General features: G+C 71.2%; 26 protein-coding genes and 1 riboswitch. Of the genes, 10 read left to right on the top strand and 16 right to left on the bottom strand.

Translation table 11 applies throughout. From position 1 onward, the window contains the following. Positions 1-44: 44 nt before the first annotated feature. Positions 45-164: riboswitch (SAM riboswitch) on the top strand. A gap of 160 nt (positions 165-324) precedes the next feature. The 3 genes from RT2_RS06515 (at position 325) to metX (RT2_RS06525) (ending at position 4,157) form a co-directional block, all read left to right on the top strand. Then, a complete protein-coding gene (locus tag RT2_RS06515) occupies positions 325-1,635 on the top strand; it encodes a bifunctional o-acetylhomoserine/o-acetylserine sulfhydrylase (protein WP_072843715.1) in 1,311 nt (436 codons plus the stop codon). 41 nt (positions 1,636-1,676) lie between these two features. Beyond that, a complete protein-coding gene (gene metX / locus RT2_RS06520; protein WP_072843812.1) occupies positions 1,677-2,798 on the top strand; it encodes a homoserine O-acetyltransferase MetX in 1,122 nt (373 codons plus the stop codon). 180 nt (positions 2,799-2,978) lie between these two features. Further along, positions 2,979-4,157, top strand: a complete 1,179-nt coding sequence (metX, locus tag RT2_RS06525) for a homoserine O-acetyltransferase MetX (protein ID WP_083577110.1) — start codon at positions 2,979-2,981, stop codon at positions 4,155-4,157. A gap of 92 nt (positions 4,158-4,249) precedes the next feature. Here metX (RT2_RS06525) and RT2_RS06530 read toward each other — a convergent pair whose 3' ends face one another. Together RT2_RS06530 and RT2_RS06535 are read right to left on the bottom strand one after the other, a co-directional pair. After that, positions 4,250-4,558: a DUF3017 domain-containing protein gene (locus RT2_RS06530; protein ID WP_072843716.1), complete on the bottom strand. Its 309-nt coding sequence runs from the start codon at positions 4,556-4,558 to the stop codon at positions 4,250-4,252. Between the two features lie 5 nt (positions 4,559-4,563). Further along, positions 4,564-5,424: a bifunctional methylenetetrahydrofolate dehydrogenase/methenyltetrahydrofolate cyclohydrolase gene (locus RT2_RS06535; RefSeq protein WP_217635611.1), complete on the bottom strand. Its 861-nt coding sequence runs from the start codon at positions 5,422-5,424 to the stop codon at positions 4,564-4,566. A gap of 31 nt (positions 5,425-5,455) precedes the next feature. Here RT2_RS06535 and RT2_RS06540 point away from each other — a divergent pair, with 31 nt between their 5' ends. Beyond that, positions 5,456-5,977 (top strand): GNAT family N-acetyltransferase, encoded by a 522-nt coding sequence (locus RT2_RS06540; protein WP_072843718.1) that lies wholly within the window; start codon positions 5,456-5,458, stop codon positions 5,975-5,977. 9 nt (positions 5,978-5,986) lie between these two features. On the opposite strand, the gene RT2_RS06545 is transcribed toward RT2_RS06540, so the two are convergent. Beyond that, the gene (locus tag RT2_RS06545) at positions 5,987-6,592 is read right to left on the bottom strand and encodes a pentapeptide repeat-containing protein (RefSeq protein WP_072843719.1); all 606 of its coding nucleotides are present in this window, start codon (positions 6,590-6,592) and stop codon (positions 5,987-5,989) included. An 83-nt stretch (positions 6,593-6,675) separates the two neighbouring features. Beyond that, the gene (locus RT2_RS06550; RefSeq protein ID WP_169888181.1) at positions 6,676-7,020 is read right to left on the bottom strand and encodes a pyridoxamine 5'-phosphate oxidase family protein; all 345 of its coding nucleotides are present in this window, start codon (positions 7,018-7,020) and stop codon (positions 6,676-6,678) included. 79 nt (positions 7,021-7,099) lie between these two features. Between RT2_RS06550 and RT2_RS25755 the strand changes: the two genes are divergently transcribed. Continuing rightward, positions 7,100-7,249 (top strand): hypothetical protein, encoded by a 150-nt coding sequence (locus tag RT2_RS25755; protein WP_169888184.1) that lies wholly within the window; start codon positions 7,100-7,102, stop codon positions 7,247-7,249. Between the two features lie 298 nt (positions 7,250-7,547). Here the strand turns inward: RT2_RS25755 and RT2_RS06555 are convergent, their stop codons facing one another. Both RT2_RS06555 and RT2_RS26300 read right to left on the bottom strand, forming a co-directional pair. Then, the gene (locus tag RT2_RS06555) at positions 7,548-8,096 is read right to left on the bottom strand and encodes a hypothetical protein (RefSeq protein WP_072843720.1); all 549 of its coding nucleotides are present in this window, start codon (positions 8,094-8,096) and stop codon (positions 7,548-7,550) included. Positions 8,097-8,765: 669 nt separating this feature from the next. Beyond that, complete coding sequence (locus tag RT2_RS26300) at positions 8,766-9,356, bottom strand: recombinase family protein (RefSeq protein ID WP_072843721.1); 591 nt, start codon at positions 9,354-9,356, stop codon at positions 8,766-8,768. Positions 9,357-9,866: 510 nt separating this feature from the next. Between RT2_RS26300 and RT2_RS06565 the strand changes: the two genes are divergently transcribed. Beyond that, complete coding sequence (locus RT2_RS06565; protein ID WP_072843722.1) at positions 9,867-10,331, top strand: tRNA (cytidine(34)-2'-O)-methyltransferase; 465 nt, start codon at positions 9,867-9,869, stop codon at positions 10,329-10,331. Positions 10,332-10,373: 42 nt separating this feature from the next. Here RT2_RS06565 and RT2_RS06570 read toward each other — a convergent pair whose 3' ends face one another. Further along, a complete protein-coding gene (locus tag RT2_RS06570) occupies positions 10,374-11,261 on the bottom strand; it encodes a LysR family transcriptional regulator (protein WP_072843723.1) in 888 nt (295 codons plus the stop codon). 92 nt (positions 11,262-11,353) lie between these two features. On the opposite strand from RT2_RS06570, the gene RT2_RS06575 reads away from it, so the two are divergent. Next, positions 11,354-12,475, top strand: coding sequence for an SLAC1 family transporter (locus tag RT2_RS06575; protein WP_072843724.1), 1,122 nt, complete (start codon positions 11,354-11,356; stop codon positions 12,473-12,475). On the opposite strand, the gene RT2_RS06580 is transcribed toward RT2_RS06575, so the two are convergent. The 4 genes from RT2_RS06580 to RT2_RS06595 all read right to left on the bottom strand — a co-directional run bounded on the left by RT2_RS06580 (position 12,472) and on the right by RT2_RS06595 (position 15,015). Continuing rightward, the gene (locus RT2_RS06580; RefSeq protein ID WP_072843725.1) at positions 12,472-13,590 is read right to left on the bottom strand and encodes a DUF7159 family protein; all 1,119 of its coding nucleotides are present in this window, start codon (positions 13,588-13,590) and stop codon (positions 12,472-12,474) included. The genes RT2_RS06575 and RT2_RS06580 overlap by 4 nt on opposite strands. A gap of 113 nt (positions 13,591-13,703) precedes the next feature. Continuing rightward, complete coding sequence (locus tag RT2_RS06585; RefSeq protein WP_174556671.1) at positions 13,704-14,093, bottom strand: DUF302 domain-containing protein; 390 nt, start codon at positions 14,091-14,093, stop codon at positions 13,704-13,706. A gap of 50 nt (positions 14,094-14,143) precedes the next feature. Continuing rightward, positions 14,144-14,749: a class I SAM-dependent methyltransferase gene (locus RT2_RS06590; protein ID WP_371851143.1), complete on the bottom strand. Its 606-nt coding sequence runs from the start codon at positions 14,747-14,749 to the stop codon at positions 14,144-14,146. Then, the gene (locus tag RT2_RS06595) at positions 14,746-15,015 is read right to left on the bottom strand and encodes a metal-sensitive transcriptional regulator (protein WP_072843816.1); all 270 of its coding nucleotides are present in this window, start codon (positions 15,013-15,015) and stop codon (positions 14,746-14,748) included. The genes RT2_RS06590 and RT2_RS06595 overlap by 4 nt, the downstream gene beginning before the upstream one ends. A 164-nt stretch (positions 15,016-15,179) precedes the next feature. Here RT2_RS06595 and RT2_RS06600 point away from each other — a divergent pair, with 164 nt between their 5' ends. Further along, positions 15,180-15,641, top strand: a complete 462-nt coding sequence (locus tag RT2_RS06600) for an Rv0313 family protein (RefSeq protein WP_072843727.1) — start codon at positions 15,180-15,182, stop codon at positions 15,639-15,641. A gap of 40 nt (positions 15,642-15,681) precedes the next feature. On the opposite strand, the gene RT2_RS06605 is transcribed toward RT2_RS06600, so the two are convergent. The 3 genes from RT2_RS06605 to RT2_RS06615 form a co-directional block, all read right to left on the bottom strand. After that, complete coding sequence (locus RT2_RS06605) at positions 15,682-17,862, bottom strand: MMPL family transporter (RefSeq protein WP_072843728.1); 2,181 nt, start codon at positions 17,860-17,862, stop codon at positions 15,682-15,684. A gap of 261 nt (positions 17,863-18,123) precedes the next feature. Continuing rightward, positions 18,124-21,432 (bottom strand): error-prone DNA polymerase, encoded by a 3,309-nt coding sequence (locus tag RT2_RS06610; RefSeq protein ID WP_072843729.1) that lies wholly within the window; start codon positions 21,430-21,432, stop codon positions 18,124-18,126. Positions 21,433-21,577: 145 nt separating this feature from the next. Next, entirely contained in the window at positions 21,578-22,579 is a 1,002-nt protein-coding gene (locus RT2_RS06615; RefSeq protein ID WP_092776224.1) for a zinc-binding alcohol dehydrogenase family protein, read from the bottom strand. 143 nt (positions 22,580-22,722) lie between these two features. Between RT2_RS06615 and RT2_RS06620 the strand changes: the two genes are divergently transcribed. Next, positions 22,723-24,834, top strand: a complete 2,112-nt coding sequence (locus RT2_RS06620) for an MMPL family transporter (RefSeq protein ID WP_072843731.1) — start codon at positions 22,723-22,725, stop codon at positions 24,832-24,834. A gap of 84 nt (positions 24,835-24,918) precedes the next feature. On the opposite strand, the gene RT2_RS06625 is transcribed toward RT2_RS06620, so the two are convergent. Both RT2_RS06625 and RT2_RS06630 read right to left on the bottom strand, forming a co-directional pair. Next, positions 24,919-25,590, bottom strand: coding sequence for an anti-sigma factor (locus RT2_RS06625; RefSeq protein WP_245709403.1), 672 nt, complete (start codon positions 25,588-25,590; stop codon positions 24,919-24,921). Next, the gene (locus RT2_RS06630) at positions 25,580-26,125 is read right to left on the bottom strand and encodes a sigma-70 family RNA polymerase sigma factor (RefSeq protein WP_072843733.1); all 546 of its coding nucleotides are present in this window, start codon (positions 26,123-26,125) and stop codon (positions 25,580-25,582) included. Before RT2_RS06630 ends, RT2_RS06625 begins: the two co-directional genes overlap by 11 nt. 212 nt (positions 26,126-26,337) lie before the next feature. Between RT2_RS06630 and RT2_RS06635 the strand changes: the two genes are divergently transcribed. Then, positions 26,338-26,865, top strand: a complete 528-nt coding sequence (locus tag RT2_RS06635; RefSeq protein ID WP_072843734.1) for a COG4315 family predicted lipoprotein — start codon at positions 26,338-26,340, stop codon at positions 26,863-26,865. Positions 26,866-26,868: the final 3 nt, after the last annotated feature.

Raw genomic sequence — 26,868 nt, forward strand, 5'->3', positions numbered from 1 at the left:
CCCGGCTGACCGCCCCGTACCCGGTGGCGCTACGATCGGCGACAGGTCAAGAGTTCCAGCGTCAAGCCCCGGCTCGCTGGTCGGCAACCCTCCATCCGCGGTGGGGTGCCCCGGGTGAAGACCTGGTTGTTCGAAGCAGAAGTGTCGGATGACAAGCGCGGGTCCGTCGGGACGGACCCACAGACCGGGCCACGACCCACCGGAGGTTCACCGTGTGTTGCTCTCGCTGACAGTCCCCATGTGTCCATCGGCGCACCGATCGCGCCTGGTCCAAGCGCACTGACCGCGCCGACCTCCCCCATCTTCTCCTGGAGCAGAGCCCACATGAGCGAGAACACGCCCGCACTCGACCCGACCGCAGCCTGGAGCTTCGAGACCAAGCAGATCCATGCCGGTGCATCGGCCGACAGCAACACCAACGCCCGCGCGCTGCCGATCTACCAGACCACGTCGTACACCTTCGACAACACCGACCACGCCGCCGCGCTGTTCGGGCTGGCGGAGCCGGGCAACATCTACACCCGGATCATGAACCCCACGCAGGATGCCGTCGAGCAGCGGATCGCGGCGCTCGAGGGCGGGGTGGCCGCGCTGCTGCTCTCCTCCGGGCAGGCCGCCGCCACCACCGCGCTGCTGAACATCGCCGAGTCGGGCGACCACATCGTCTCCAGCCCGCGGCTCTACGGCGGCACGTACAACCTGTTCCGCTACACCCTGCCGAAGCTCGGCGTCACCGTGAGCTTCGTCGAGGACCCCGACGACCTCGACCAGTGGCGTGCGGCGATCCAGCCGAACACCAAGGCCTTCTTCGGCGAGACCATCTCCAACCCGATGAACGACGTGCTCGACGTCCCGGGCATCGCGGCGGTCGCACACGAGAACGGCCTCCCGCTGATCGTCGACAACACCGTCGCGTCGCCCTACCTGCTGCAGCCGCTCGAGCACGGCGCCGACATCGTGGTGCACTCGGCGACGAAGTACCTCGGCGGGCACGGCACCGCCATCGCCGGCGTCATCGTCGACGGCGGCAACTTCGACTGGACCCAGGGCCGGCACACCAACTTCACCACCCCGGACCCCAGCTACCACGGTGTGGTGTTCGCCGACCTCGGCGCGCCCGCCTATGCGCTCAAGGCACGGGTTCAGTTGCTGCGCGACATGGGCCCGGCGGTGTCGCCGTTCAACGCGTTCCTGATCGGCCAGGGTCTCGAGACCCTGAGCCTGCGGATGGAGCGGCACGTGGCCAACGCGCAGCGGGTCGCCGAGTTCCTGCAGGACCGGCCGGAGGTCACCTCGGTCGCCTACGCCGGGCTGGCGTCCTCGCGCTGGCACCAGCGGGCACTGCAGCTCGCCCCGCGCGGCCCGGGCGCCATCGTGGCGTTCGAGCTGGCCGGCGGGATCGACGCGGGCAAGAAGTTCGTCGATGCCCTTTCCCTGCACAGCCACGTCGCTAACATCGGCGACGTGCGTTCCCTCGTCATCCACCCCGCGTCCACCACCCACTCGCAGCTGAGCCCCGCGGAGCAGCTGGCCGCGGGCGTCACGCCGGGCCTGGTCCGGCTCGCGGTGGGCATCGAGGGAATCGACGACATCCTGGCCGACCTCGAGACCGGCTTCGAGGCGGCGACATCTTGACCGTCAGCTCCTTTTCAGGCGCCCGTTCGGGGCGGCAGGCTCTGGCCTTCCCCGCCCCGGACGGGCGCCTGACAAGCGTCGACATCGGCGAGCTGAAGCTCGAGAACGGCGCCGTGCTGCCCGCGGTGACACTGGCCCTGCAGGCATGGGGGGTGCCCAACGCCGCGCGCGACAACGTGGTGCTGGTCGAACACGCGCTCACCGGCGACTCGCATGTCACCGGACCCGCCGGCGCGTCCCACCCCTCCCCCGGCTGGTGGGACGGCATGGTCGGACCGGGCGCCCCGCTCGACACCGACGAGTGGTGCGTCCTCGCCACCAACGTGCTCGGCGGCTGCCGGGGTAGCACCGGGCCGACGACGCTCGCACCGGACGGCCGCCGGTGGGGGTCCCGCTTCCCGGAGACGTCCATCCGTGACCAGGTGGCCGCCGAGGTGGCACTCGCCGACGTGCTCGGCATCGAGCGGTTCGCGTCCGTCATCGGCGGCTCGATGGGCGGCATGCGGACCCTCGAGTGGGCCGTCGGCCATCCCGATCGGGTGGCGTCCGCGCTGATCCTGGCGGTCGGTGCCCGCGCGACCGCCGACCAGATCGGCACCCAGACCACCCAGATCGCGGCCATCACGAGCGATCCCGACTGGCAGGGCGGCGACTACCACGACACCGGCCGGGCCCCCCGGGCCGGATTGCGCATCGCGCGCCGGATCGCGCACCTGACCTACCGCACCGAGCACGAGCTCGACACCCGGTTCGGCAACGTCGCACAGCCCGGCGAGGACCCGTGGCACGGCGGCCGGTACGCGGTCCAGAGCTACCTCGAGCACCAGGCCGACAAGCTCGTGGCACGCTTCGATCCGGCCACGTACGTCCTGCTCACCGAGGCGATGAACCGGCACGACGTGGGCCGGGGGCGCGGCGGCATCGAGGCCGCGCTGGCCGCGTGCACCGTCCCGGTCATCGTCGGCGGCGTCGACTCGGACCGGCTCTACCCTCTGCGCCAGCAGGAGGAGCTTGCCGACCACCTGGCCGGCTGCGAGGGCCTGCGGGTGGTGAACTCCAAGGACGGTCACGACGGCTTCCTGACCGAGGCCGAGTGGGTCACGAACCTGCTCGGCGAGACCATGACGCTGGCCCGTGCCGGTCGCCACGGCCCCGCCGGTTAGCTCCCGACCATCCCCGCAACACCCGTCTCACACCCGTCTCACCCGGTTACCAGAATTTGCTGGACGGTCGGCCAGAATTGGCTGATTGCGCCTCCACCGACGGACCGGGTCACTACCATCGGCCCGGTGCGCTCATCTGTGATTCAACCCAGCTCTACGCCCGACTCGACGCAGACCGAGGTGGCAACGCCCCCGACCGGGCGTGACGACGTCGCGGCGTCCGCGGCCGGCGCCCGGGCCTTCGCGCCGTTCCCCCCGTCGGACGGAAGCCTGACCAGTATCGACATCGGTGCGCTGCAGCTCGAGAGCGGTGCGGTGCTGCCGGACGTGACCATCGCGATGCAGTGCTGGGGCACCCCGAACCCGAATCTGGACAACATCGTGCTGATCGAGCACGCGCTGACCGGTGACTCGCACGTCACCGGCCCGGCCGGTCCCGACCACGTCACCGCCGGGTGGTGGAACGGCATGGTCGGTCCGGGTGCGCCGATCGACACCGACGAGTGGTGCGTGCTCGTCACCAACGTGCTCGGCAGCTGCCGCGGAACGACCGGACCGAGCACGCCCGCACCGGACGGCCAGATCTGGGGATCGCGTTTCCCCGCGATCTCCATCCGCGATCAGGTCGAGGCGGAGCGCGTGCTGGCGGACACCCTGGGGATCGCACAGTTCGCGACCGTCATCGGCGGCTCGCTGGGCGGCATGCGCACCCTCGAATGGATGATCGGCCACCCCGACCGGATCCGCTCGGCGCTGCTCCTCGCGGTCAGTCCCCGCGCGACCGCGGACCAGATCGGCGGCCACACCGCCCAGATCGACGTCATCGCCGCGGACCCGAACTGGCACGGCGGCGACTACTACGGCACCGGCGTCTCGCCCGACAACGGACTGAACATCGCCCGCCGGTTCGCCCACCTGACCTACCGCGGCGCGGCGGCCATGGACGACCAGTTCGCGAATGCCGCGCAGGAGGGCGAGGACATCTGGAACGGCGGCCGCTACGCGGTCCAGAGCTACCTCGAGTACCACGCGAACAAGCTGGTGTCGACGTTCGACGCCGGCTCCTTCGTTGCCCTCACCCACTGCGCCAACAAGCACGACGTCGGTCGCGGCCGCGGCGGCATCGAAGCTGCCCTGCGGTCGACCCCTGTCCCGGTGGTCGTCGGCGCCATCGACTCGGACCGGATCATCCCGCTGCACCAGGCCCAGGCCATGGCGGAGCTGCTGCCGGGCTGCGACGGCATTCGGGTGGTGCACTCGCCGGCCGGGCACGACGGCTTCCTCACCGAGGTCGAGTGGGTCACCGAGCTGATGGGCGAGACCCTGGCGCTGGCCAGGGTCGGACGCACCGCCCCGTAGTCGAGGTGAGGCCGGTGCTGCCGCCCCAGGGCGGCAGCACCGGCACGCCTTCAGCTGCTTGTTCAGGCGCGCACCGGCGACTCAGGCGCGGCTCAGCCGGTGCCCAGGGGGTCGATCGAGACCGACAACCACACGATCGCGACACCGACCGTCGTCATCGCGGCCACGTCGAAGCGCTGACCACGCACCGCCAGCACCCCGACGTCCTCGGGCGCCAGGCACAACCGGAAGCCCGCCGCCACCAGCGTCGCGAGCCCGAAGACGAAGGCGCCGCGGCGCCACCGGTCGGCCAGCACGAACACGGCGGCGACCAGGACCACGGCGAGCACCGCCAGCAACGGCAGGTTCCGGCGGGCGAGCCGGAGCCAGCCGTTGGTGGTCGACGACCGGGCAGCGGTCACGTGGACTACGCCGAACCGGCCGCGAGCTGCTCCGCGCGCTCGACGACATTGCTCAGCAGGAACGCCCGGGTCAGGGGGCCGACACCACCGGGGTTCGGGGACAGGAAGCCCGCGACCTCCCGGACGTCGTCGGCGACGTCGCCGCGCAGGCCCTCCGCGGTGCGGCTGACGCCCACGTCGATCACTGCGGCGCCCGGCTTGACCATGTCCGCGGTGATCAGACCGGCCACGCCGGCGGCGGCGACGACGATGTCGGCGCGCCGCACCTCGGCGGCCAGGTCCTTGGTCCCGGTGTGGCAGAGGGTGACGGTCGCGTTCTCGCTGCGACGGGTCAGCAGCAGACCGATCGGGCGGCCGATGGTGACGCCGCGGCCGACGACGGTGACGTGGGCACCGTCGATCGGCACGTTGTAGCGACGCAGCAGGTGCACGACGCCGCGCGGGGTGCAGGGCAGGGTCGCCTCCTTGCCGAGCACGAGGCGGCCGAGGTTGACCGGGTGCAGGCCGTCGGCGTCCTTGTCCGGGTCGATGCGCTCGAGCGCGGCGTTCTCGTCGAGGTGCTTGGGCAGCGGCAGCTGCACGATGTACCCGGTGCACTCGGGATTGGCGTTGAGCTCGTCGATGGTGGCCTCGAGCTCGGCCTGGGTCACGTCCGCGGGCAGGTCGCGCCGGATCGAGGTGATCCCGACCTTCTCGCAGTCGCTGTGCTTGCCGCGCACGTAGGACGCCGATCCGGGATCGTCACCCACCAGCACGGTGCCCAGTCCGGGGGTGATCCCCCGGGCACGCAGGGCGTCGACCCTGGCCTTCAGGTCGATGAAGATCTCGTCGCGGGTTGCCTTGCCATCCAGGATCGTCGCAGTCACGACCGCCATTGTTTCAGGTAAGACTGAGAGCATGGCACCGACTCCGAAAGTTGCCCCCGAACTGCACGGCCCTCGGGTCCTGTTGACGCCGCTGCGACCCGAGCACCGCGCCCGGCTGCGCGAGATCCACCGGCAGCCCGAGGTGCGCAAGTGGTGGCAGATGCCCGACGACGACTGGCCCGAGGTGCAGGAACCGGACACCGTCAAGTACACGGTGCTCGAGGATGATCAGGTCGTCGGGTTCGCCCAGTGGTCCTTCGAGCCGGATCCGGACTACCGGCACGCCGGCCTGGACCTGTTCCTCGCGCCCGAGACCCAGGGCCGCGGTCTCGGCACCGAGGTGGTGCGGGTGCTGTGCGCGCACCTGATCGACGACCACCGCTACCACCGGCTGGTCATCGACCCGAAGGCCGCCAACACCCCCGCGATCGCCTGCTACCGCAAGGTCGGGTTCAAGGACGTCGGGGTGATGCGGGAGTACGAGATGAACCACGACGGCACCTGGGCCGACGGCCTGCTGATGGACCTGCTGGCGCGCGAGTTCGTGCGCTGACCGGGTCCGCTACGGCTCGACGACCAGGCCCAGCGCGGACGCCATCGCGATCGCCTGCGTCATCTCGATCTTCGCCTGGTCCAGCTTGGCGCTGGTCCACAGGGCGGCGTCGACGTGCGCGCCACGCAGGTCCGCCCCCTCGAGCCGCAGGCCCGCGGTGCGGGCACCGTTCAGGTCCGCCGACTGCAGCACCGCCTTGCGCAGGTCCGCCTCCACCAGGTTCGCCTCGCGCAGCCGACAGTCGGTCAGGTCCGCCCCACGCAGGTCCGCACGGCCGAGGGAAGCCAGCGTGAAGTCCACGTCCTCGAACACGATGGGCCGCAGCCGGCAGTCCACGAAGCTCGAGCCGAGCAGGGTCGAGGACCGGAAGGTGCTGTGCCAGAGCCTGGTCCGGGTGAACGTGCAGGACCGGAACGCGCTCGCCTCGTGATGCGAGCCGGTCAGGTCGGCGCCGGTGAAGTCGCAGTCGGTGAAGACCACCCGCTCGGTGCGCAGCTCGCTCAGGTCGGCGTCGCGGAAGTTGCAGCCGGTGTAGTGCCGGTCCTGCCAGTGCTGGCGCGGCAGCCGCGCGTCCGAGTAGTCCTCGCCGACGATCTGCTCGGGTTCCTGTGCCATGCACCGATCCTGCCCTGGGCCGGTGACACGGAAGTACACGGGAGGCAGTCCGGGGTCCGCCGGCGGTCTGCTACTCCGGTCGGTCAGCCGGGGGTCAGCCGCACCCGTGTCGGGGTGATACGCAGCTCGGTGCTGTAGATCCGGTCGATCTCCGCGACCGTGGTGCCGAGCTCGCCGGTGATCGCGGTCTCGTACTTGTCGAGGTAGCCGGGCAGGCCGCTCGCCTTGACGTTCGGCGTCGCCGACACCGTGCCCTTGATGACGACGATGTCGCCGCCGGGGGGATCGGAATTGAAGTTCAGGGTCACCGTCGGCCGCTGGCGGACGTTCTGCACCTTGCGCGACTCGGGCGCGGTGAACACCACCAGATCGTCGCCGTCGGGCACGAACCACACCGGATTCGGCGAGGGCACACCGCTGTCGGTCACGGTGGTCAGCCAGACGACGTGCTGCTGGACGACAACAACCGTAAGCCGATCATTCGCCTGTACCTGAACGGCAAGAAGCGTGAAGTACGTGATGACGTTGGAGGGTGGCAACAAGGCCGAAGTTCGACACGACATCGGATCAGTCGTGGACATCTACAAGGTTGCTGAGCAGGTCCGGTCAGTCATCCGCGAGTACGCGGGCGACGACGAGCTGACTCCGGTTAGCTGATCGCCCAGACGGGCACCGATCGGTCGGTGTCGGTCCCCAGGAGTATTTTCCGGTTGTCGCGGGTCAGGATCGGAGGGACACGCCGATTCTGGCCCGCATACCTACCCTTCGGGCCTTGGCCAAAGCCTTCATCGACCGTTTGAACTCGCGCACGTCGTGGAGCGACTGCGAATCGAACACATCGGCAACCGACCAGTGCGGACCGTTGTCGCCGTAGTCGTCGGCGCCCCCACCCTCCAAGTGGTTTCGGAGGGCGGGAGGCCTGAGGCACGGACCGGCGGTGCAATTCGGGCAGGCTTCAACGGGCCTCGTCAATCAGCTTTATCGCCTCTAGGTAGCGATCTTTGCCCTCTGTCGCTTGCCGTTGGATGAAGACCGCTGCACCCCCGGTCGCAACCGCACCGATCGCAACAATGACGCTAATGACAACGTCGATATTGCTCGGGTCTCCGAAGACTAGGCGAACGATGCCGATGACAAGTGCCCCTGCTGCGACGATAGCAAGCACAAGGACCAACAACTGGAAGCAGACATAGAAGCCGTACTGCGTTCTCGCGTATAGCTTGAGCTGGGCGGTTCGCTCAACGGCAAGCTGATCCTCGATCGCAGCGGTGGTCTCAGCGACTTCATGCTTGAGTTCATCGATACGCTCAACGGCAAGTGCCTGGTCGACCGCCTCGACTGAATCGCTCGCAGTCTTTACGACTGATCCGTCAGTTTCCGAACCTGGCGTTGACCCCGTATCTCTTTCTGTCGCAGGCTCTTTGCGACGACGGAGAAAGGCTGTCTTGAGTAGGTCTACGACGGAGCCGCCGACAAGCGGGCTCACGGGTGAGAAGAAGACCATCGTCTCGCCTCAATTCGATTCGGCCGATCGCTAGCCGTGCCCCCTCAAAGGATACTTCGGTAGTTTGCCAGGAACGAGCAACTCATAGACATCAATTGGGCCGCGCCGCACGAAAGAAGGGCGCGTATCAGTCCTCGGAAGCATCCGAATTCAGTCGCGGGTCAGGGTCGGAGGGAAGCCGTTTCTGGCCCGCGTACCTGCTGTCCTGTCACCCCTGAGAGTTTGCGGCGTAGCCGAGGTTCGCCCACCACTCGTCAGGTACGCGAAAGTCAGACTTGAGAGACCCTGGATTACTCCCAGCGCGCCGGCCACCAGTCCCGCTGATGCTGACGGCCACCGTGATCCCGGACCTTCGCAACAGTTCCCTACACGCGTCGGTGTCCGACGATTCCCACACCGACCGATATGTCCCTCCGATGGGCCTGCACTCCCATGGGGATTCCCGAGCCGGGGTCGATTCAAGCTCCGCGATCAGGGCATCAATCGCCGCAATCTGGGCCTCAAGATCCCGTTCGCCGTCGCTGATGCGACGCTGCCGAGGATCCGAGTCAGATTATGAAACGCCGTGCTAGCCTCCCGTAGTTCCTCATCTCGCGAGTCGCCCGGAACCCAGACACGCTGTCGGACTTCAAGGTCCCCAACCTCGAATAAGAACCGTTCCTCCGTGGACTACTCAAGCAGCTCTGCCGGAATCATCGTGGTGTCCGGGTTCTCGCAGCGGTAGTACCGATACTCATGGCCACGTGCCACGTGCCGAGATCGGTGCAGAGTCATTCCACATTGCAAGCAGACCGCCACCCCAGCGAGCGGACTTGATTCCGGGCGACGGATACCGCGCCGGTATTCTTGTTTTCGGTCGAGGATTCCCTGGACCAGCTCCCACTCATCCAGCGTCACCATCGGGTCGGCCAACTGGATCGGCCTGCCCTCGTCATCGTGGACCGTCTCCCCGTTGTGGTGGATGTATCCACGGAGCGACTTGTTACGGAGCAGGTTCCGCAGTGAGGTTGGCGCCCGCTTGGGCTTTCGATTCCCGTAGCCATCCTTCGGGAGTTCGTCGTACGGGAGTTGCAGCGTCGGGCCGCCGCTCCTGACGCTCGCGTAGTACTCCGAAGGTGTCAGGTACCCCTTAAGTTTGAGGTCACGGGCAAGCTGGTTCGTCGGCTTGACGTCGAGTACGTCGTTGACCCTTCGCCGGATAAGCGAATGTGCCACGGGGTCAACCTCAAGCGTCCAGCCTTCCCCGCCGTCACGCTTCATTGCCGTGTACCCGAATGGCGGCTTGCCGCCTGCCCAACGTGCCCGTCCTCGAAGGGCACGCGGTGATCCACGGGACCACTCCCGGATCGCCTCCAGCTCGCCCTCAGCGAGTCCAGCGATTACACCGGCCAGCATCCGACCGGGTCGATGGATTCCGAGCATGAGACCAGCGTCTTGTCGTGCTCGCCGCACCACCCGAAGAGCTTTGAAAGTTGGATCGCGTTACGTCCGAGCCGGTCAAATTTCCGCGCGGCGAGGATGTCCCACTCGTGCATTCGATCGTTCAGCCACGGCCCAGCTTCGGAGTGTCGAACTGATCCACCGCCCCGGAAACGTCTACGTCCTCAGCCCAGCCAACAGTGTGACCATTAGCAACGGCCCGCTGCTGGATAATCTCGCGCTGGCGCTCGATGGATATGAACTCAGCCGTCGCCGTCAAGGCCGAATCCTGCCAAGCACGCGACCGCTGCGCGAGGGCTGCTGCCGCGCCGGGGCAGGTACAGTCCCGTTGTGTTCCGACTGATGTTCCTCGAGCCCAAGATCCCGCCCAACACGGGCAACGCCATCCGGATGGTCGCCGGGACGGGCTGCGAGCTGCACCTGGTCGGGCCGCTCGGCTTCGACCTGTCCGAGCCGAAGCTGCGTCGCGCCGGCCTCGACTACCACGACCTCGCCTCGGTGACCGTGCACGAGAACCTCGACGCGGCCTGGACCGCGCTGGCGCCGGAGCGGGTGTTCGCGTTCACCGCGCACGCGGAGACCTCGTTCGCGGACGTCGCCTACCTGCCCGGCGACGTGCTGCTCTTCGGTCCCGAGCCCACCGGGCTGCCGGAGGAGGTGCTGGCCGACCCGCACGTCACCACCCAGCTGCGGATCCCGATGATCCCGGGCCGGCGCTCGCTCAACCTGTCCAACGCGGCCGCGGTCGCGGTCTACGAGGCCTGGCGCCAGCACGGGTTCGCCGGCGGCGTCTGAGACCCGGCCCGGCGTCCGGCACCGGTCGGTCCCGCACCTCGCTCACCCCGCCGCGATGTCGAGGAAGTCGCGGGCCGGGCCGCGCAGTTCGCGGCCGGCGGACCACACCGCGAGCAGTCGCCGGGGCAGTCGCAGCCCGTCGACCGCGACGGCGACCAGCCGCCCGTCGGTCAGGTCCGCGGCCACCGCCAGCGACGACACCACCGCGGGCGCGTTGCCCGCGACCACGGCTGCCTTGACGGCGGTGCACGAGGTCAGCTCGAGCAGCGGGTCCACGCAGTCGGGTATCGCCTGCTCCAGGGTCGTGCGGGTGCCGGACCCGAACTCGCGCTGGATCAGCGGGGTGCGGGCCAGCTCGGCCGGGGCGATCGGCCCGGACCGCGACCACGGGTGTCCCGGCGGCACGATCACCACGAGCTCGTCCCGGGCGACCTCCCGCGAGTCCAGCCCGACCGGCACCTCGGGACCCTCGACGAACCCGAGGTCGGCGTCCCCCGCGAGCACCTGCGTGGCGACGTCGGCGGAGTTCAGCAACCGCACCGAGGTGACCACCGTCGGGTTCTTGCGGCGCATGGTCACGGTCCAACCCGGCACCAGGTACTCGGCGATCGTCATGCTGGCCGCGACGGTCAGGTTCGCCTCGCGTTCGCCGCGCAGGGCCGAGATGCCCGACGCCAGGTGCTCGGCGGCGGTCAGGGTGCCGCTGGCCCACTCGAGCACCAGCCCACCCTCGTAGGTGGGGGTCACGCCGGTGGGCGCGCGGTCGAAGACCCTGATCCCGAGCTGACGTTCGGCGGAACGGACCCGCGCGCTGACCGCCTGCTGACTGAGCCCGTGCTCGCGACCGGCGGCGCCCATGCTGCCCAGCCGCGCGACGGACACCAGCACGTCGAGGGCGGCGAGTTCGGGTACTCGGGGCGAGAGCGGCATCACACCAGGATAATCCGTCACAAGCAGAAATTGTGAGCGCGCAACGACAAGGCCTCTACCTGGCACGACGCGGACCAAGCAGGCTTGAGGCCATGCTCACCACCGACGCCGCGGCCCCCGCCCGCCGCCCCGCGCCCCAGTCGGCGCCCGCGCTGGCCCGGCTCACCCCGAACTGGTTCGCCGTGGTGATGGGCACCGGGATCATCGCGGTGGGCGCGGCGGCGCTGCCGGTGGACCTGCCGGGTCGCCGGGTCGTCGCGCACGCGTTCTGGCTGCTCGCCGTCGCGGAGCTGACGGTGCTCACCGTCGCGTTCGCCACGCTGTGGCTGCGGCACCGCGAGCACGCCCTCGGCCACGCCCGCAATCCGGGCACCGCGCCGTTCTTCGGCGCCGTGTCGATGGGCATCCTCACCGTCGGCGCCGGCACCCTCGGGGCCGGGGCGGACCTGATCGGCGTTCGGCCGGCCGCGGCGATCGCGCTGGCCCTGTGGGTGGTCGGCACGGTCGTCGGCGTGACGGTGGCGGTGCTCATCCCGCCGCGCATGGTGGCGGGCACCCCGACGCCCGCCTGGCTGATGCCGGTGGTGCCGCCGATGGTCTCCGCCGCGACCGGGGCCGCGTTGATCGGGCACCTGCCGGCCGGGCAGGCGCGACTGGCCATGCTGATCGCCTGCTACGCCCTGTTCTCGGCGACCCTGGTCGCCGCGGCCACGGTGATGGTGGCGGTGGTCGGCCACGCGCGTCGGCACGGACTGCCCGCGCTGCAGGCCATGCCGACCGTGTGGATCCCGTTGGGCGTGATCGGGCAGTCGGTGGCCGCGGCGAACCTGCTGGGCCGGGCCTCCGCCGAAGTGGTCGGCCCCGACACGGCCGCCGCACTGCACGCGTTCGGGGTCGGGTACGGCACGGTGGTCGGCGGCGCCGGGGTGCTCGCGTTCGGCTACGCCTGCCTGCTGACCGCCCGCGCCCTCGCCCGCGGCCTGCACTTCACCATGACCTGGTGGAGCTTCACGTTCCCGATCGGCACCTGCGCGGGCGGCGCGGGTGCGCTGGGGATCGCCACCGGTTCCGTTGCCGTCCAGTGGTTGTCGGTGACCCTGCTGGCCCTGCTGCTCGGCATCTGGGGCGTGGTGGCCGCGCACACCGCACGCGGGCTGTGGACCGGGACGCTGCTGGGAGCGCCCGGCAACGCCGCCGCTCCCGTCTCGCGCTAGAGCAGCAGTACCGCGGCCCCGGCGAGCAGCAGCACCACGACCACCACCGCCGCGAGGACGACGGGCAGCTTGCGCGAGGCGGACTTGCCGGGCTCGGCCTCGTCGACGTCCGCGGTCTCGTCGTCCGGCGCCGCCTCGACGGAGGCCACCGTCGCCGTCGCCACCGGCGGCTCGGCGCCCGCCTCCAGCCCCACCACCTTGCGGCCGGGGATCGCCGCGAACACCTCGGTGACGTCGTAGGACGGCGGCAGTCCGATCGGCCGCTTGGGTTGGACGGCGGGGCTGAAGCCCGCCGCCAGGACCGCGGCACCGAGCGCGGCCGCCTGCTCCGGTCCGGGGCCGACAACGCAGCGCACGCCGAACTTCTGGGTGATCGAGTCGGCCAGGCCGCGCAGGGCGTCCGCGTCCCGGGCGACCAGGCCGTCACCGGTCACCACGACCGCGTCCAGGTTCGACGGCAGCCAGCCGAACGCGCCCAGCGCGCTGGAGAGCTGCGAGGTCGGCGACGAGCCGCTGCCGGCGGGGAACCGGAACGAGCGGCCGACGACGCTGCCCGCACGCACCAGCGTGAGCGTGGCACCCCCGTCGTCGACGTGATAGGTGCCGACCAGCTGACCGGGCCGATCGGCGATCTCGGACGCGAACCAGGCGCTGGTCGCCTCGGCGTCCGAGACCAGCGACACCTGCTGCAGGCCCGCATAGTCCAGCGCCTCACGCAGCTCGGAGACGATCTCGGCGTCCCAGCGCGACGGGTAGGCGGCCACCACGTCCGGGGTGCCGCCGGTGCGTCCCCCGGACGACGGCAGCGGCTCGCACTCGCGGAGCAGGCTGCGCAGCGCGCTGGCGACGACGTCCTCGGCCCGGTACCGGGTGCCGTCGCTGCCCGTGACGCCGTCCGGGTCGCCGACTCGCGCGAGGAACCCGGAGACGGTGCTGCTGTGCTCGGCGCCCTCCTCGAGCGGTTCCGCCCCACCGAGGACGGTGCCGCCGTCCGGGTACACGTAGAGCACGGTGTCGCGGGCGATGACCGCCGGGTCCGGGGTGCCCGCGTCGTTCGCCGCGACCACCGTCGTCGACACGATGCTGCCGACCCTGAGCCCAATTCCCACGGACATGCGATTTAACCCCGTTCGGTGACGACCAAATAGCGACGACCGCAGCCGGTGGAGTCGATTCTCCACCGCGCCACGGAGTTACATACTGCTACCCGGCGTTCCGGGGCCGCGGGTCAGCCCGCAAGAGTGGCGATCGCGGAGCGCAACCGGGCGGTCGCGTCGTCGGCCACAGACCGCAGTTCCGGGTCACCGGACACCTGCACCATCAGCTCCGGATTCATCGCCTCCACCACCACGTCGCCGCCGTCCTCGCGGACCACGACGTTGCAGGGCAGCAGCAGACCGATCTGGCGGTTGACGCCGACCGCGCGGTGCGCGAGCTGCGGGTTGCAGGCCCCGAGGATCAGGTAGCGGCCGATGTCCTCGCCGATCTTGGCCTGCAGCGTGGCCTGCATGTCGATCTCGGTGAGCACCCCGAAGCCCTGCTCATGCAGCGCCTTACGGGTGCGCTCCACGGTGTCGTCGAAGGGTGCGGTCAGTCGGGTTCCGATGCCCAGTTCCATGATGTCCGTCCTCGGGTCGATGTGGTCTGTTCAGTACGTGCGACGGCGGGTCACCGGTGCGTCGCGAGCCCCCAGCGGGACGCCTCGAGCAGGATGTCGACGGCGACGCCGTCCCCCGCGGGCCGGCAGACGTGCTCGAGCGCGTGCACCCGCAGACCCTCGGCCGCGCTCGCCAGGTCCGCGACGGTCGGCAGGATCGTCGGGTCCGGCGGGCCGCCGACGCCGCGGTGGTAGTTCTCCAGCGAGTGCCCCAGGTACAGGAGGGTTCCGTCCGGGCCCAGCCACTGCGCCGCCCGGGCGATCTGCGCCGCCAGTTCGTCGGTCGGCAGGTGCAGGAAGCTCATCAGCACCAGGTCCACCGGTCCGTCCGGCGTCCACTGCGTGACATCGCCGACCTGCCAGTCGATCCCGCCGTCGGGGTCCGTCGCGCGGGCCTGCTCGATCGCCACCGCCGAGTAGTCGACGCCGGTGACCGTCCACCCCGACCGGCGCAGCCAGCGGGCGTGCCTGCCGTCGCCGCAGGCCAGGTCGACGGCCCGGCCGGGGGTCCGGCCGGCGAGCCGCTGCGTGATCGTCCCGGCCGGATCCTGCCCCCACGGGTCGGGGCGCTCGCGGTACCGGGCGTCCCAGTCGCCCGCGTCCATCGCGGCGCTCACGCCAGCGCGAGGAAGAGCTTCTCGAGCTCCGCCTCGGTCATCGGCGCCTGGTTGTCCCGGCTGGTGCCCTCGAGGCAGTCCCGCAACCCGGTCGCGACGATCTTGAAGCCGGCCCGGTCGAGGGCGCGGGAGACCGCGGCGAGCTGGGTGACCACGTCCTTGCAGTCGCGGCCGCTCTCGATCATCGAGATGACGCCGGCCAGCTGCCCCTGGGCCCGCCGCAGCCTGTTGAGCACCAGGGCGATGCTCTCCTCGTCTCCGGTCATGCCGACACCTCCGTTTTCATGTAGTTCGTCGAACTTCATCTGGTTCATCGAAACCGACTGCCCCCAGGGTACCCCTCGGGGTATCGCGCGGGCCCATCCTGGCGGCGACGCCACGCCGCGCTCACACTGGAGGCGAGGCCCGCCCCGCACCACTAGGAGAGATCATGAGCGACCACGGACCCTCGGGCTTCGACCCCGAGAACCTCGACCGCCTGGCCAAGGAGGTGGGCGACGGACTTCGAGACGCCCTCGGGAAGTTCGGCGGCCTGCTCGGCGACGTCGGCTTCGACTTCGGCACGGCCTGGAGCAGCCACTCCGGCGACCGCACCGCCCGACGCGGGTGGCCGTCCCCTCGCCCGACCACCACCGGCGACGTCGGCGACGGGGTGTGGGCGATCTACACCGTCACCGCCGACGGCGCCGCGCGCGTCGACGAGGTCTACGCGACCGAACTCGACGCATTGCGGGCCAACAAGAACAACACCGACCCGCGGCGGCAGGTCCGCTTCCTGCCCTACGGGGTGACGGTCAGCGTCCTCGACGAGGACCGCGACACCGGAAACCAGGGCAGCGGGGACCAGGGCAGCGGGGACCGGTCCGACTCCCCCGACGCCGAGCCGACCTGACCCCGGCCACGGCGAGCCGCCGCGGCCGGGGTGGTCGCCGTCAGCCGTGCGTGAACGAGATCCTCGGCAGCACCCGGTCCAGCCAGCGCGGGGTCCACCATGCCGCCCGGCCGGTCAGCCGCAGCAGCGCCGGCAGCAGCACCAGTCGCACCAGGACCGCGTCGAGCAGCACCGCGACGCCCAGGATGACGCCCATCTCCTTGGGCGGCAGCGGCTCCGCGAGCGCGAAGCTGAAGAACACCCCGACCATGACCGCGGCCGCCGCGAAGATCACCCGGCCCGAGCGCGCCATGCCCTCGATCTGGGCGCCGCGGGCGTCGCCGGTGCGCTCGACGTGCTCCTTGACCGTCGAGAGCAGGAACACCGTGTAGTCCATCGCGATCGCGAATATCATCGCGAAGAAGAACACCGGGCCCCAGCCGTCCAGGAAGCCCTGCGGGTCGAAGCCGAGCAGCCCGGACAGGTGCCCGTCCTGGAAGATCAGCGTCGCCACGCCGAACGCGGCGGCCGTCGAGAGCAGGCTCACCACCGTGCCCAGGAAGGCGATCACCGGCGCCCGCAGCGCAACGAGCAACAGCACGAAGCCGAGCACCAGGATCACCGCCATCACGATCGGCAGGTAGTCGTTCAGGGCCTGCTGCAGGTCCAGGTTCTCCGCGGGGGCCCCGCCCACCACGGCGGAGTCGGGCAGGTCGGCGCGCAGCGCGTCCAGCGTGCCGGCCAACGCGGGATCCGACGGGTCGACGGTCGGGATCGCCTGCAGCAGCACCCGGTCGGTGCCGTCGGCGACGGAATCGAGACCCGCGGCTCCGCCCGAGGTGGGCATCGGCGGGGTGACCGCCGCGATGCCCTCGGTGGCCGACGCGATCCGCGCGGTCTCCTCGGCGTCGGCGGTCGACGCGACGATCTGCAGGGTCCCCGGCACGCCGTCACCCAGCCGCTCCTGGACCAGGGCGTAGCCCTGCCGCACCGGGGCGTCCTCCGGGACCACCTGGATGGACGGCATGGCGACCTTCATCCCGAGCACCGGCAGCGCCAGGAGGGCCAGCACCGCGAGCGCGCCGAGCGCCAGGGGCCAGGGCCGCCGGTCGACGACCTTGCCCCAGGCACCGAACCACGGCGAGTGCGCCTGCTGGCGTCTGGCGTACGGCAGTGCGGCGGCGTTGACCCTCTCGCCGAGCTTGCCGAGCACGGCGGGCAGCAGCGTCAGGGTCGCGGCGAGCACGAACACCACCGCCAGCATGATGCCGACGGCCATGGTCCGCACGGCGGGCGCCGGCACCAGCAGCACCGCGGACAGGCTCACCAGCACGGTCAGCCCGGACAGCAGCACGGCCTTGCCCGCGGTGTCCATGGTCTCGGCCACCGCCATCCGCCGGCTCGCCCCGCCCCGGAGTGCGTCCCGGAAGCGGACCACCAGGAACAGCGCGTAGTCGATGCCCAGCGCGAGGGCGAACATCATCGCGAAGTTCATGGCCCACACCGAGATCGGGACGATCTCGTTGATCAGCACCAGGGCGCCGGCGGAGGCGACCAGGCCGGCCATGGTCAGCAGCAGCGGCAGGCCGGCGGCCACCAGCGAGCCGAAGGCCAGCACCATGATCGCCAGAGTGACCGGCCAGGAGATCATCTCGGCCTTGATCATCGCGTCGTGGTTGGCGGCATTGAAGTCGCTCCACAGCGCCGACGCGCCGGTCGGATACACCTCGATGCCGTCGCCGGCAATCTCGGCCAGCGGGTCGGCGAGGTCGGTTGCGGCCCGGACCATCTCGTCCGGGTCGGCGGCCGCGCCGCCGAGCACGACGGCGGTGTGCCCGTCCGGGCTGATGCTGACACCCGGCTGCGGGGGCACCACCGCGGAGATGCGCGCATCGTCGGCGAGCACCCCGGTGACGGCGGCGATCGCGGCCGTCATCTCGGGCGAGTCCACGGCGGCCGTGTCCGAGTGCACCACCACCTGCAGCGCGGAGCTGCCGGCGCCGCCGAAGTGCTGCTCCGCGAGCTCGCGGACGGCGACGGACTCGGAGCCGTTGGCCTGCCAGCCGGCGCCGGCCAGCGAGGAGAACACCGACGGCGCGGCGGCGCCGAGCAGCACCACCACGGCGAGCCAGGCGGTGACCACCCAGCGGAAGTGGTCGGACATGGCCGCGCCGAGGCGGGCCAGCGGGCCGCCCACCGGCGGCGCGTGTTCGGGTGCCCCGACGGGGCTGGTGACGGACATCGGTACCTCGCTTGCCTTGGAGACGATCGATCGAAAATACGGGTGGGGGTATATGGAGGCCACACATGCACCCCCCTACGAACCGGACCCCACGCCGGCCCAGATACCCCCTTGGGTATCGAGACGCTGGGCAACTATACCCATGGGGGTATCAACCCGCGGCTCGCGTGCACTGTTCCCCCGGCGACCGGAGTCCACGCCGGACGACCGGGCCGGGCGCGGCGACCAGCCCGTCGGGCCGTCAGCCGGCGCGCCGCCCGGTCACCGGAAGTCCCTCGACTTGCCCGCCGTCCGCAGGTCCATCCGCTGCAACCGGTCCGCGACAACGGTCACCGCGCCCTCCGCGTTCTGCACCCGCCCGCGCACCAACAACGCCGGCGCGGTGTGTGCGAGGGCGCGGTAGCGGGCCCACAGCCCCACCGAGCAGACCACGTTCACCATCCCGGTCTCGTCCTCGAGGTTGATGAAGGTGACCCCCGCCGCGGTGGCCGGGCGCTGCCGGTGGGTGACCGCGCCGCCGACCAGCACCCGGTCGCCGTCGGGGACCGCCAGCAGGCCCGACGCCGGCACCACCCCCAGCGCGTCGAGCTGGGGGCGAAGGAACTGGGTGGGGTACGAGCCCGGGGAGACACCGGTGGCCCACACGTCGGCGGCCGCCAACTCCACGTCGCTCATCCCGGGCAGCGTCGGCGCGGTGACCGCCGCCCCCACCCCCGGCAGCCGGTCCGGCCGCTCCCCCGCCGCCGCGCCTGCGGCCCACAGCGCCTGCCGCCGCGAGCCGGCGAAGCCGCCCAGTGCGCCGGCCGTGGCGATCGACTCGGCCTGCGCGGTGCTCAGCCCCACCCGGCCCGTCAGGTCCAGCAGCGAGGCGAACGGGCCGCCCTCCTGCCGGTCCTCGACAATCTTCTCCGCGAGCGCCGATCCGATGTGCCGCACCGCGCCGAGACCCAGGCGCACCTCGGCGCCCCCACGCTCGAGTCCGGCGTGGGCGAGGGAGGCGTTCACGTCCGGCCCGTGCACCCGCACCCCGTGCCTGCGGGCGTCGGCCACCAGCGACTGCGGCGAGTAGAAACCCATCGGCTGGGCTCGCAGCAGCCCCGCACAGAACGCCGCCGGATGGTGCAGCTTGAACCAGGCCGAGTAGAACACCAGCGAGGCGAAGGACTGCGAATGGCTCTCGGGGAAGCCGAAATTGGCGAAGGCGTAGAGCTTCTCGTAGATCCGGTCGGCCACCTCGCCGGTGATGCCGTGCAGCTCGCGCATGCCGTCGTACAGCCGGCCCCTGAGCCGCTCCATCCGCTCCGGCGACCGCTTCGACCCCATCGCCCGGCGCAACTGGTCGGCCTCGGCGGCGGTGAACCCGGCGACGTCCACCGCCATCTGCATCAGCTGCTCCTGGAACAGCGGGACGCCGAGGGTGCGTTCGAGCGAGTTCTCCAGCGAGGGATGGTCGTAGGTGACGGGCTCGAGCTTGTTGCGGCGCCGGATGTACGGGTGCACCGAGCCGCCCTGGATGGGGCCGGGCCGGATCAGCGCGACCTCCACCACCAGGTCGTAGAAGGTGCGGGGCCGCAGCCGCGGCAGGGTCGCCATCTGGGCCCGGGACTCCACCTGGAACACGCCGACCGAGTCTGCCCGGCACAGCATCTCGTAGACCGCGGCCTCGGACAGGTCCAGCCGCGCCAGGTCCACCTCGACGCCCTCGTGCTCGGCGACCAGGTCGATCATGTAGTGCAGGGCCGAGAGCATGCCGAGACCGAGCAGGTCGAACTTCACCAGGCCCACCGCGGCGCAGTCGTCCTTGTCCCACTGCAACACACTGCGGTTCTCCATCCGCGCCCACTCCACCGGGCACACGTCCGCGATCGGCCGGTCGCAGATCACCATCCCTCCGGAGTGGATACCGAGATGCCGTGGGAATCCCTCGATCTCGCCGGCCAGCTCGAGCACCGCTCGCGGGATGTCGGTGTCGGTCTCGTCCTTCACGCCGCTCCAACGGCTGACCTGTTTGCTCCACGCATCCTGCTGGCCCTGCGAGTAGCCCAGCGCGCGGGCCATGTCCCGCACCGCCATCTTGCCGCGGTAGGTGATGACGTTGGCGACCTGCGCGGCGTAGTCGCGGCCGTACCTGCCGTAGACGTACTGGATGGCCTCCTCCCGCCGGTCCGACTCGATGTCCACGTCGATGTCCGGCGGGCCGTCCCGCTCCGGGGAGAGGAACCGCTCGAAGAGCAGCCGGTTCCCCACCGGGTCGACGTTGGTGATCCCGATGGCATAGCAGACCGCCGAGTTGGCCGCCGACCCCCGGCCCTGACAGAGGATGTCGTTGCGGCGACAGAAGGACACGATGTCGTGGACCACCAGGAAGTAGCCCGGAAACGTCAGCTGGGCAACGATTGTCAGTTCGTGCTCGATCTGCCGGTAGGCGTCGGGACGCTGCTCGGGGGTGCCGTAGCGCCGGAGCGCGCCGGCCATCGTCAGCTCCCGCAGCCAGCTGTCCTCGGTGTGCCCGTCGGGGACGTCGAACGGCGGCAGCCGCGGCGCGATCAACCGCAGGTCGAAGGCGCACTCGCGGCCCAGTTCCGCGGCGGCGAGCACGGCGCCCGGGTGTGCGGCGAACAACCGCGCCATCTCCGCGCCGGAGCGCAGGTGCGCGCCCCCGGTCGGGGCCAGCCAGCCTGCCGCCTCGTCCAGGCTCCGCCGGGACCGCACCGCGGCCATCGCCATCGCCAGCCGTCGCCGGGACGGCCGCGCGAAATGTGCTGCGGTGGAGGCGATGACGGGCAGCCCGCAGCGGTCCGCGAGGTCGGCCAGGACGGCGTTGCGCTCGTCGTCCTCGGCGACGCCCAGGTGGGTGAGCTCGACGGTGACCCGGTCGGACCCGAATCGCTCGACCAGCCCCCGCAACTCGGACTCGGCGGCCGCGGCGCCGCCCTCCGCGAGCGCCGCGCGCACGTGCCCCTTGCGGCAGCCCGTGAGGATCTGCCAGTGCCCGCCCGCGGCGGCGGTCAACGCGTCGAGGTCGTACCGGGGCCGCCCCTTCTCGCCACCGGCCAGGTGCGCCGCGGCGAGCTGCCGGGACAGCCGCCGGTAGCCCTCCCCGCCGCGGGCCAGCACCAGCAGGTGGGTGCCGTCCGGGTCCGCGGCGCCGGTTCGCGGATCGGCCGAGCCCGAACCCTGTGGCGGCAGGGACAGCTCGGCCCCGAAGACGGTGCGCATGCCCAGCTCCTTGGCGGCCTCCGCGAACCGCACCACCCCGTAGAGCCCGTCGTGGTCGGTCAGCGCGACCGCCTCGAGGCCGAGCCGGACGGCCTCCTCCACCAGCTCCTCGGGTGGGCTCGCGCCGTCCAGGAAGCTGAAGGCCGAGTGTGCGTGCAGTTCCGCGTAGGGCACGGTCGGCGCCGCGTCCGGGACGATGACGCTGCCGCGGTACTCACCGCGCTTGCGGGACCAGGCCGGGCTGTCGCTGCCGTCGCCGGGGTACATCGCCTCCGGCGGGTTCCGCCCCGGACGACCCGAGAGCACCCGCTCCATCTCCGACCACGTCGGCGGCCCGTTGCCCCAGCCCATTGCCACTCCTTCCCGTCCGCATCCGCAGCAGAGAGCTCTGCCTGCGGTGCCCGAGCGGGGAAGTCGCATCGAACGTGCGTTCTATTGTGCGGCGCGGGGCGGCGGGGTGTCAACCGGCGGGGTCGGCCGCGGCGTCCCCGCCACGTCACACGACGAGCACTGCGGCGCCGCTCACCCGGCCCTCTCGCAGGTCCGTGAGCGCACGGTCCGCCTCGTCGAACGAGTAGGCGTTGGCGGTGACGAGGAGCCGGTGCGCGCCCGCGAACTCGAGGAACTCCCGGGCGTCCGCGCGGGTGTTGGCGGTGACCGACCGCAGCCGACGTTCCTCGAACAGGTGCCGTTGGTAGTTCAGCCGCGGGATGTCGGACAGATGGATGCCCGCGACCGCCAGCGTGCCGCCGCGGTCCAGTGCCTCGAGCGCGGGCGGAACGAGCGTGCCGACCGGGGCGAACAGGATCGCCGAGTCCAGCGGCACCGGCGGCGGATCCGCCGCATCCTGCGCCGACGACGCCCCGAGGTCGAGCGCCAGCGACCGCGCCCGCGCCCCGCGGGTCATCACGTGCACCTCGGCGCCCCGCGCGAGGGCGACCTGCGCGGCAAGGTGTGCGCTGCCACCGAACCCGTAGATGCCCAGCCTGCCGCCCTCCGGAAGTTCGGCACAGACCAGTGCCCGGTACCCGATGATCCCGGCGCACAGCAGCGGCGCCAGTTCCTCGTCGAGGTAGCCGTCGGGCAGTCGGTGCGCGAACGCGGCCGGCACGACGGCGTACTCCGCGTAGCCGCCGTCGACGTCCCAGCCGGTGTACCGCGAACCGGGACACAGGTTCTCCCGCCCGGCGAGGCAGTACCGACACTCCCCGCAGGTCTGCCGGAGCCAGCCGATGCCGATCCGGTCGCCGAGCCCGAATCCCGGGCCCACCTCGCCGCCCCAGTCCACGACCTCGCCGACCACCTCGTGACCGGGCACCACGCCGGGCCGGTGCACCGGGAGGTCTCCCTCGGCCACGTGCAGGTCCGTCCGGCACACGCCACACACCCGGACCCGCACGAGGAGCTCGTCCGGCCCGGGCGACGGCACCGGCATCGACACCTGATCCAGCGGTCTGGCGCGGATCGGCCCGGGCCGGCGAACCTGCCACCCGGTCATGACGCCGGGAACGTCCATGCGGACAACTCTGCACCCCTGCGCCGCCCGGCACCAGCGTCTGGAGGTGACCGACCGAAAACCCGGACGCCGTCGGTAGAGTCGTGGCGCCGTCCCGACCCCACCTGAAGAGAGCAGCAACATCTATGACGCGCTGGGCCTCGTTCGTCGTCTCCCGGAAATGGTGGGTACTGGTCCTCGCGGTCCTCACCGTCGTGGTCAGCGGGCTGTGGGGACTCGGCGTCTTCTCCAAGCTCAGCCAGGGCGGGTACGTCGACCCGAACAGTGAGGCGGCCCAGGTCAGTTCGCTGGTCCACGACCGCCTCGGGTCGCAGTCCCCCGACATCGTGGCGATCTACACCGCACCCGAGGGCCGGACGCTCGCCGACATCGGCCCCGAGGTCCAGCAGACGCTCGCCGCGTTCAAGGAGCAGGTGCCGACGCGGTCCGTCATCTCGTACTGGTCCGTGGACCCCGCCTCCGCGGCGCAGCTGACCTCCAACGACGGCACCAAGGCCGTGGCGACCGTCTCGATCGACTGGGACGCCGGGCCGCAGCTCGCCGACCTCGACGAGATGACCCGTGCGCTCAGCCCACCGGGGATCGACGCCCAGTTCGGCGGCGGCACCGTGGTCGGGAACTCGTTCAGCCAGCACCTGCAGCAGGACCTGGTGCGCGCCGAGGCGATCGCACTGCCCATCACCCTGCTGCTGCTGGTGCTGGTCTTCGGCACCGTCGTGGCCGCCGCCGTCCCGGTGTTCGTCGGCATGCTCACCGTCTTCAGCGCGTTCGCCACGCTCCGCATCCTGACCATGTTCACCGAGGTCAGCTCGTTCGCCCTGAACGTGGCCTCGCTGCTGGGCCTGGGTCTGGCCATCGACTACGGCCTGTTCGTCGTCAGCCGGTACCGGGAGGAACTCGCCGCGGGCAGCGAACCGGGCGAGGCGGTGCGCCGGACCGTCACCACGGCGGGCCGGACGGTGCTGTTCTCCGGTCTGCTGCTGGTGTGCGCCTTCGCCGGCATGCTCGTCTTCCCGCAGGCGGTCATCCGGTCGCTCGGCTTCGGCGCGATCGCCGCGGTGATCAGCGCGGCGCTGCTCTCGCTCACCGCGGTGCCCGCCCTGCTCGCCGTCCTCGGCCACCGGATCAACTCGCTGGCCTGGCGGCGCGGCGCCGTCGAGCGCGGCGAGGAGCGGGCGACCCGGTTCTGGGGCGGCGTCGTCACCCGGGTGATGCGCCGGCCGGTCACCTTCGCGGTCACCATCGTCGCGGGCCTGCTGCTGCTGGCGTCCCCGCTGCTCGGCGCCTCCCTCGGCGAGATCACCTACACCGCACTGCCCCCGGACGATCCCGCCCGGGCGGCCTCGCAGACCTTGTCCACCGAGTTCCCCACCACCGGCGAGGCGGCCAGCGTCCTGGTGCGCGGCGAGGACGGGGCACCGCCGACCACCGCGCAGCTCGCCGACGTCGGCGCCCAGGCCCGCGCCCTCGACGGGGTCAGCCAGGTGCGGATGGTCGCGGCCGCCGACGACTTCGCGCTGCTGCAGGCCACCTACGCCGAGGGCACGGCGCCCGCCGACACCGTGCGGGAACTGCGCGCCATCGACGCGCCGGCCGGCACCGACGTGAAGGTCGGCGGTGGTGCGGCGCTCACCCTCGACGGCAACACCTCCATCGCCGAGAACCTGCCCCTGATGATCGCGATCATGGTCGGCTCCACCCTCGTGCTGCTGTTCCTGGCCTTCGGGTCGGTGGTGCTGCCGGTCAAGGCCGTCGCGATGGCGGGGCTCAGCCTGGCCGCCACCTTCGGCGTGCTCACCTGGGTGTTCCAGGACGGTCACGGCGCCGCGATGCTGGGCGTGACCCCGAACCCGCTCGAACCGACGTTCGTGGTGCTGATCCTGGCGGTGGTCTTCGGCCTGTCCACCGACTACGAGGTGTTCCTGATGTCCCGGATGGTCGAGGCCCGGGAGAACGGCGCGAGCACCGAGGACGCCGTCCGGATCGGCACCGAACGGACCGGCCGGATCGTCACTGCGGCGGCCGCGCTGCTGATCATCGTGACCGGGGCCTTCACCCTGTCCGGGCTGTCGATCATGCGGTTCCTGGGTGTCGGCATGATCGTCGCGTTGATCATCGACGCCACCGTGGTGCGAATGCTGCTGGTGCCCTCGCTGGTCAAGCTGATGGGCGACGCCAACTGGTGGGCACCGGCCTGGATGAGGCGGGTGTACGAGAAGGTCGGCATCGGGCACTAGTCACTGGGCCCGGCGCGCGGACCGCGCGCCGGGTCAGGAGTGCAGCCGGGTCAGGAGTGCAGCCGGGTCAGGAGTGCAGCCGGGTCAGGAGTGCAGCGGCGCCAGGAGGACGGGGCTCGGGTCAGTGGGAGTGCTTACGCCCAGGGCCGCGGCCTCGTGCATCGGCAGTCCGACCGCCATCTGCATGGACATCTTCTTCTCGCCGCCCGCGACGAAGCTGCCGGCGGGCATCCTGCTCCCGTCCGGACGCTCGAGCCACACCGCGTATCGCTGGCCCTGCGGCAGGCCGGTGACGTCGAGGGCGATGCTGGTGCCCCAGTTGCGGTTCTCCACGCTGGCCGAGGCCTGTACACCGGCGGGCGGCTCGGCGAAGGCGACCGACTGAGAGTTGTTGCCCGGCTGGGAGTTCCGCTGCCCGGCGATGACGAAGGCTCCCCCCAGCGCGACGACCAGCACCGCCGCCGCCGCGGCGAGCCGCACGGTCCGGACCGAGCGCGTCCGGCGTCGCTCCTGCTCGACCGCGGTGAACACCGCGGTGCGCAGCGCCGGGGGCGGACCGGCGGGCTGATCGTCGACCCGCTCGGGGTCGGCCTGGCGCAGGGCCCGGGCGACGCCGCGCAGTTCGCGCAGTTCGGACCGGCAGTCCGGGCAGCCATCGAGGTGGGCCTGAAGCGCCACCGCCGCGGCCGGTTCGAGCCGGTCCAGGGCGCACATGCCGAGGTGGGTTCGCATCTGCTGGCACTGGTCAGTAGTCACCGTGCCACCCCATTTCTTCCAGTACGAGTTTGAGGGCCTTGAGACCGTAGTAGACGCGACTGCGGACGGTGCCCTCGGGAATCCCGAGCGCGGCGGCGACCTCGGCGGCCGGCCGGTCGCGCAGGTGCACCTCGACGAGAACCTGCCGGTGCTGCTCGGACAGCCGGCGCAGGGCCTCCTCCACCTGCAGGCCCACCACCAGTTCCTCCAGCGGCTGCGAGGCACTGGGGGCATCGGCCGGTTCGGCGGCGGCCAGCGGCGGCCGGCTGGCCCGGGCGCGGCTGATGTCGATGACGATGTTGCGGCAGATCGAGAACAACCAGGTGCGCAGCGACGCCGTGTCCGGCTGGAAGCTGTGCGCCGCCCGCCAGGCTCGCAGGAACGTCTCCTGCACGGCCTCCTCCGCGCCGCCCGCGTCGCCCAGGGAGCGGTGCGCGAACCGGAACAGCTCGCCGGCGTGGTCCTCGTACGCCGCGCGCAGCGCGGCCTCGTCGCCGAGCCCGCCGGCATGCCGGCGTTGCGAGATCAGCCGCATGCCTTTCACCTCCGCACCATCGTGTCCCCAACGCGCCGGTCACCGGCGAAGTTCTCACCCGGGTATACGGACCGGTCCCTCGAATCCTTCACGCCGCCGGGACGACAAGCGAGTGACATGTCACACAGTCACGGAGTGAACGCGCGCCGCGCCCGCGTCCGTATTCCCGGTCAGCTCGCACAACTGCGATCACGAACGGAAGCGAGACAACGATGAAGAAGCGAACGCTCCTGGCACAGACCGTCGGGCTCGGCGCCGCGCTGGTGTTGCTGTCCGGCTGCGGCAGCGACACCGCCGCGCAGGACGCCCAGTCGAACAGCCCTGCCCCGAAGGCCTCCGCCGCCCCGGCCTCCCCCACCCCCTCCGACGCCGCCCCCGTGGCGCAGCTCGGCGCGACCAGCACCGCCCTCGGCGACGTCGTGACCGACGCGGCCGGCTACACGCTGTACTGGTTCACGCAGGACACCCCGACGACGTCCGCCTGCGTCGGGCAGTGCGCCACGATCTGGCCGCCGACGCTCGGCGCCCCGAAGGCGGCCGACGGGACGGATCTCCCCGGCACGCTGGGCACCGTCACCCGCCCCGACGGCGGGGCGCAGCAGGCGGTGTACGACGGCCGCCCGCTGTACCGGTTCGCGAAGGACGACGCGCCGGGCCAGACCAACGGCGAGGGCGTCAAGGGCCAGTGGCACGTCGCCCTGGTGACCCCGGCGCCGACCGCGCCCGCCGCCGGCCAGTAGGGA

It is taken from the genome of Rhodococcus tukisamuensis NBRC 100609 (assembly GCF_001894985.1).
GTDB classification, from domain to species: domain Bacteria; phylum Actinomycetota; class Actinomycetes; order Mycobacteriales; family Mycobacteriaceae; genus Rhodococcus_G; species Rhodococcus_G tukisamuensis.